Origin of the sequence: Oceanospirillum multiglobuliferum (genome assembly GCF_900167095.1) — a bacterium.
Taxonomy (GTDB): Bacteria; Pseudomonadota; Gammaproteobacteria; order Pseudomonadales; family Halomonadaceae; genus Oceanospirillum; species Oceanospirillum multiglobuliferum.
This window is the reverse complement of the sequence record NZ_FUXG01000041.1, coordinates 1-6,326: the sequence shown is the minus strand read 5'-3', so window position 1 is coordinate 6,326 and position 6,326 is coordinate 1. Positions and strand designations below refer to the sequence as shown.

General features: G+C 42.8%; 6 protein-coding genes and 1 pseudogene. 6 read left to right on the top strand and 1 reads right to left on the bottom strand.

The genetic code is table 11. The features are described 5' to 3' along the window. The first annotated feature begins 42 nt into the window (after nucleotides 1–42). The 6 genes and pseudogenes from B5D26_RS15935 to cheB all read left to right on the top strand — a co-directional run. Entirely contained in the window at nucleotides 43–420 is a 378-nt protein-coding gene (locus B5D26_RS15935) for a chemotaxis protein CheW (RefSeq protein ID WP_078746699.1), read from the top strand. An 8-nt stretch (nucleotides 421–428) separates the two neighbouring features. Then, a complete protein-coding gene (locus tag B5D26_RS15930) occupies nucleotides 429–947 on the top strand; it encodes a chemotaxis protein CheW (protein WP_078746698.1) in 519 nt (172 codons plus the stop codon). A 52-nt stretch (nucleotides 948–999) separates the two neighbouring features. Continuing rightward, entirely contained in the window at nucleotides 1,000–3,735 is a 2,736-nt protein-coding gene (locus B5D26_RS16640) for a methyl-accepting chemotaxis protein (RefSeq protein WP_078746697.1), read from the top strand. Nucleotides 3,736–3,802: 67 nt separating this feature from the next. Next, on the top strand, nucleotides 3,803–4,624 hold the full coding sequence (locus B5D26_RS15920) for a CheR family methyltransferase (RefSeq protein ID WP_078746696.1): 822 nt from the start codon (nucleotides 3,803–3,805) through the stop codon (nucleotides 4,622–4,624). Between the two features lie 42 nt (nucleotides 4,625–4,666). Beyond that, nucleotides 4,667–5,275 (top strand): chemoreceptor glutamine deamidase CheD, encoded by a 609-nt coding sequence (gene cheD / locus B5D26_RS15915; RefSeq protein ID WP_078746695.1) that lies wholly within the window; start codon nucleotides 4,667–4,669, stop codon nucleotides 5,273–5,275. A gap of 8 nt (nucleotides 5,276–5,283) precedes the next feature. Continuing rightward, nucleotides 5,284–6,015, top strand: a pseudogene (cheB, locus tag B5D26_RS16495) (chemotaxis-specific protein-glutamate methyltransferase CheB); the annotation flags it as partial. Nucleotides 6,016–6,064: 49 nt separating this feature from the next. Here cheB and B5D26_RS15905 read toward each other — a convergent pair. Then, nucleotides 6,065–6,326: transposase (locus B5D26_RS15905; protein WP_143833137.1), on the bottom strand; the 262-nt coding region annotated here is incomplete at its 5' end.

The following is a 6,326-nucleotide window of genomic DNA, read 5'->3' as shown; positions in this document are numbered from 1 at the left end:
GGCCGAAGGACTGTCGGTTCCTGCCAATGGAGGCTTGCGTAAATCCGGCCACGCGCCGGTTGCTGCCTGAGAAGTTGGAAGCCTCGCCCGAAAGGGCGGGGAGCAGTCACGGATGAATACCTGCCGATCATTAAGCTCCATGAACTGCTGGATATGCCGCCTAATAATCCGGGATTTGAGGAGGGTATCATGGTGATCCTTGAATCAGATAACCAGCGAGCAGCACTATTTGTTGATGATCTGGTTGGTCAATCACAGGTCGTTATTAAGAGCTTAGAAGCAAACTACAGGAAAGTAGATGGTGTTTCAGGTGCAACAATTTTAGGAACAGGCCGAGTGGCACTGATTCTTGATGTTTCGGAGTTAATCGGCATGCATAAAACGCGTTCAAAATTGCATTTAAAAAGCATGCTGGCCTAGGGGGAACTATGGCTGAACAAGTTAAAGAAAGCCAAGAGAATTCTGGTGAGTATGGTCGTTTATTAGGTCAAGAGTATTTGACCTTCTCTTTGGGTGATGAACACTATGCAGTGGATATCCTCAAAGTTCAGGAAATTAGAGGCTATGGTGCGGTAACTAAAATTGCTAATGCACCCTCCTTCATTAAGGGCGTAATTAATCTTCGAGGCGTTATCGTTCCGATTATCGATTTGAGAATTAAGTTTCATGTCGGTGAAGCGCACTATGATGAATTTACAATAGTCATTGTTTTGAATTTAGAAAGCCGCGTAGTAGGCATTGTAGTCGATGGTGTTTCAGACGTTGTTAGCCTATCGGGCGAACAAATAAAAAATCCACCTGATTTTTCTGCCAACTTTGATTCAGAATATATTTTGGGTTTAGGCACTGTGGATGATCAAATGCTGATTATTGTTGATATTGAAAAGCTAATGTCCAGTGACGAGATGGCATTGGTGGATAAAACCAGAATGCAGGCCAGCCAGTAAGTGCTCTCGGTGCTTACGTTAGCATGATGCAGGTTCAGTTGGAGAACGGGTAATGAGTAATAAAACATCAATACGGTCTAAACTGCTCAGTGTGGCATTTTCTGCCGCTGCGCTGGTGGCAGCTGGGGGGCTGGTAACGGCTCTGGGTCAAGGTGCCGAAACGATTTACTGGGCATTAGCGTTGGAAGGGGCTGCCTTGTTGGTGCTGTTTGTTGGTGCCAGATCAGTGCTGTCTCAGATTGACCAGCCTTTGCATCAGTTAATGGCGTACACTCGTCATGTTGCTGAAGGCAAAGCGCCGTCTAAAGTTGATCCTGTTATCGATAATGAGATCGGTGGTGTTATCCGTGTCTTGGCGGATGCTCAGGATGAGTTTACTAAGAAAAAACAAAAAGAAAGCCGTCAGTTTGAACAGATGAGTCGCATTAAGCGTGGCTTAGATGTTGTGAATACCAATGTCATGATTGCAGACTCTGACCTGAATATTATTTACGTCAACGCGTCTATTCAGCGCATGTTACGTGATCGAGAATCTGAAATTAAAAAGAGTTTACCTCACTTTGATGCATCTAGCTTAGTAGGTAAGAATATTGATATTTTCCATCGCAATCCGAACTATCAGCGTAAATTATTGGGTGGACTAAATAATGCCCACAAGGCACGTATTAATGTTGGCGAGAGCGCTTTTAGTTTAGTGGTTCACCCCATTTCCAATAATGGTGAGCGTAATGGTTATATCGTTGAGTGGCAGGATTTAACCGACTCTTTAGCTCTTGAATTGAAAGAGGAAGAGCTACGTTCAACACAAGAGCGATTGCTGGCAGAAACACAACGTATTCGTTGTGGACTTGATGTGGTGAATACTAATGTCATGATCTCTGATGCAGATCTGAACATTATCTACATGAATGAATCAATTGTTGAAATGCTTCAGCGCAATGAGAAAGAGATTCAAAAAGAACTCCCTCACTTTGATGCTGATAATTTGCTTGGTCAAAACATAGATGTTTTCCATAAGAAACCTGAAATGCAACGTAAGATGCTTCTCAACTTGGAAGGTCGTCATGATGCTTCTCTGAAGATTGGTGATAGCACATTTGCATTACAAGTGACGCCCATTGGCACGCCAGAAAGCCGACAAGGTTTTGTTGTTGAGTGGCGTGATATGAGCGAAACACTGAAGCGTGAAGCAGCAGAAAAAGTGGCTGCAGAGCAGCAACGCGTATTGTCAGAGGCCAACCACCGTATCCGTAATGCTCTAGATAATGTGTCTAGCAACGTTATGATGGCAGATAATGATCGTAATATTATCTATGTAAACGGCGCTCTAAAGGAGATGTTCCGTGCATCTCAACATTTGATTCAGCGTGAACTACCAAGCTTTGATGTTGATAATCTTATCGGCCAGAATATTGATGTATTCCACAAAGATCCTACCCATCAACGTAAAATGCTGTCCTCTATGACTGGTACGCACAGAGCCAAAATATCTGTAGCAGGACGCCACTTTGCATTTATTGCAAACCCAATTTTCAATGAAAAATCTGAGCGTTTGGGTACTGTTGTTGAATGGTCTGATATTACCAATGAGACTCTAGCTCAAGCTGAGATAGCTGATATTGTTGAGGGTGCAACCCGTGGTGATTTCAACCGTCGTATTAATAGCAACGGTAAAGAGGGTTTCTTTAAAGACTTAGCCGATGGTATGAATAATCTGATGGAAACAACCTCAGATGGTTTATCTGAAGTCGCTCGAGTTTTAAGTGCAATGTCTCAGGGGGATTTGAGTCAGCGAATTGAAAGCGACTTTGAGGGGATGTTTGGTCAGCTGAAGGACGATGCGAATGCTACAGTTGATCAGCTTGCTGAAATTGTGATGCAAATTAAAGAAGCATCAGATGCTATTAATACTGCTGCCAGTGAAATTGCCGCAGGTAATAATGATCTTTCACAGCGTACAGAAGAGCAAGCTTCAAGCCTTGAAGAGACTGCTGCCTCGATGGAAGAGTTAACCTCTACTGTACAGCAAAATGCTGAAAATGCTGTTCAAGCAAACAACCTAGCCCAAGGTGCAAGTCGAATTGCACAAAAAGGTGGCGACGTAGTAAATCAGGTTGTGCGTACAATGCGTACTATCAGTGATAACTCTAAACAGGTTGAAGAGATTATCAGTGTTATTGACAGTATAGCATTCCAGACTAATATCTTGGCCTTGAACGCAGCCGTAGAGGCCGCGCGCGCAGGGGAGCAAGGGCGCGGATTTGCGGTGGTGGCAACAGAAGTTCGCAACCTAGCTAAACGTAGTGCTGGTGCAGCCAAAGAGATTAAAGAGCTGATTGTAACCTCAGTTGATACTGTAGAAGAGGGATCTAAGTTAGTTGATGATGCAGGTTCAACAATGAAAGATATTGTTGATGCCATTGGTCAGGTGACTAGTATTATGACTGAGATATCAGCTGCCTCTGCTGAGCAGCGTTCAGGTATTGAGCAGGTTAACAATGCGATTACTCAGATTGATGAAGTGACGCAGCAAAACGCCGCATTGGTTGAGCAAGCTGCTGCCGCAGCGGAGTCAACAGAAGAGCAAGCTCGCAGCTTAGTTGAATCGGTTAGCATATTTAAGATAAGTGCAGACGCTGAATATAAACATAAGCCTGCATACAAAGCTCCAGCAGCACCTAAGTCTGAACCCGTTATTTCACCTGTAAAACCTGCCAGTGGTAAGTCGAAAATGATATCGACGAAACCTAGTACTTTGAGTAGCACGGATGATTGGGAAGAGTTCTAACGCTTTCAATAAGTAGGTTGATGCAATAATAGGCTGCTTTGGCAGCCTATTTTTTAAGGTAATAGAAATGAGTGTTAACAGAGCTGATAGAGAATTTCACTTCACATCTGCAGATTTTAATCTGATTAAAGATCTCATTTATAAACGTGCGGGTATCAACTTGGCTGAGTCTAAAAAAGACATGGTCTATAGTCGACTCTCTCGTCGTTTGCGTGCAAATGGATTGAAGACCTTTCAACAATATTTAGAACTATTAAACGATAATCAAAGTGATGAACAGCAAGAGTTTTTAAACTCACTCACTACAAACTTGACCTCTTTTTTTCGTGAAGCCCATCACTTTGATATTCTGAAAGAGTTTTTGGAAAGTCGGCCCCACCCCGTAAAGATTTGGTGTTGTGCAGCTTCCACGGGAGAAGAGCCTTACTCAATTGCCATTGCTTGTATGGAGCATTTCTCAAGTTATACACCACCAGTGAAAATTTGGGCCTCAGATTTAGATACAAAGGTTCTGGATAAGGCTAGTAAAGGGGTCTACTCTTTTGAAAGAGTAGAAAAGCTTCCAGATCAACGGCTTAAAGATTTCTTTTTTCGTGGAAAAGGTGCTAATTCAGGCTTGGTTAAAGTAAAATCGCCTTTACAAGATATGATTCACTTTTTTCAACTTAACCTTTTAGATAGTAGCTGGCCTATTAACGAAAAGTTTGATGTAATTTTTTGTCGTAACGTTATGATTTATTTCGATAAACCAACTCAATATAAGGTATTGAAAAAGTTTCAACCATACCTGAAAGACGATGGTTTATTGTTTGCAGGGCATTCGGAGAGCTTTCCTCACGCCTCTGACCTGTTTAAGCTCAGGAAGCATACCGTTTACACAAAAGCTTAAAATATCAATTGGGATATTAATAACAGGAGTGCCGTAGTGTCGATGAATACATTGCATGAAGCCTCGCAACCAAAAATATATTTTGACAGAAGTTTTGACTGCCAGGTGGCTAAAATTTTACCGGGTGAGTTTTATGTGACCTCAAGCAACATGGCTATTTCGACGGTTTTAGGATCTTGCGTATCTGCCTGTATTCGAGACAAGAAGCTTCACATTGGTGGTATGAATCACTTCATGTTGCCGGGTAATTCAGATGTCTACAATCCATTAAGCGCATCAGCACGTTATGGTAGCTATGCGATGGAAATGCTGATCAATGATATTTTAAAGCGTGGGGCGTCAAGGGAAAACCTTGAAGCGAAGGTTTTTGGTGGTGGCAATGTTTTAGCATCAATGACCACTAGTAATGTTGGCAAACGTAACGCTCAGTTTGTTTTAGACTATTTGAAGTTTGAATCCATACCTGTTGTCGCTCAAGACCTGCTGGATACTTGTCCTCGTAAGGTCATATTTTTTCCAACGACAGGTAAGGTTCTGATGAAAAGATTACACAATGAACAGATTGATCGTGAAGTCCAGACGGTTGAGAAGCTTTACAGTCAATCTCTTGGTCAAGCACCTGTTTCTAACGATATTGAACTTTTTGATTAACTCATCGGATGGTAGAGGAGAGGCAAATGATTGAGGTTGTTATTGTTGATGACTCAGCCTTGATACGAAATCTTCTTAAGGAAATTCTTGAGGAACAAGATGATATTAAGGTCACAGGGGTTGCACGTGACCCTATAGAAGCAAGGGAAATTATCCGTCAGTTAAATCCGGACGTTATAACATTGGATGTTGAAATGCCTAAAATGCATGGTTTAGATTTTTTAGACAAGTTAATGCGCCTACGCCCTATGCCAGTAGTTATGATCTCTACCTTAACCACTATGGGGTCTGACACTACAATTCGAGCACTTGAGCTAGGTGCTATTGACTTTATTGCCAAACCTAAGGTTGGTATTTCATCTGAGTTGAAAGCTTATGGTGATGAGATTTGTACAAAGATCCGCATTGCCGCTCAAGCTGGTCCTAGATTAGCCAAACTTCGGCAGAAAAAGGTCCCGACAGCAGACGCGCCGAAACAGATTCTCTTTTCAGCAAAAGCGATGCGTAAAGTGATTGCTGTTGGCGCCTCTACAGGGGGGACCGAGGCGATTAAGGCTTTTTTAATGCCTCTGCCTGCACATTCACCACCTGTTGTGATTACCCAGCATATGCCAGCAGGTTTTACCAAAACTTTTGCAGATCGAATGGATTCTCTTTGTCGCCTTAATGTAAAAGAGGCTGAAGATGGGGATATCATAACGGCAGGTCATGTTTATATTGCGCCGGGTGATCGGCATATGAAAATTTGTAGTGTTGGGAGGGTGTTCATAGTTCTGTGTCACCCATTTCTTAAAGATCGACGTGCTGGTCTATTCGGCCTTCGAAGTGGATGCTCAACTGAGACAATGTCAGGTTCCAGTTTTGCACCGGATGCGTCCACTTCTCTGATGCCTTCAACATACCCGCGTATAGCAGCTTGAGCAATGCATTTTCATTAGCAAAGCCCCCTTTCGTCTTGGTCAGTTTACGGAACTGACGGTGCACCGCTTCAACCGCATTCGTTGTATAAATCGCCCTTCGCACTTGCTCTGGGTATTTGAAGTAAACTGAG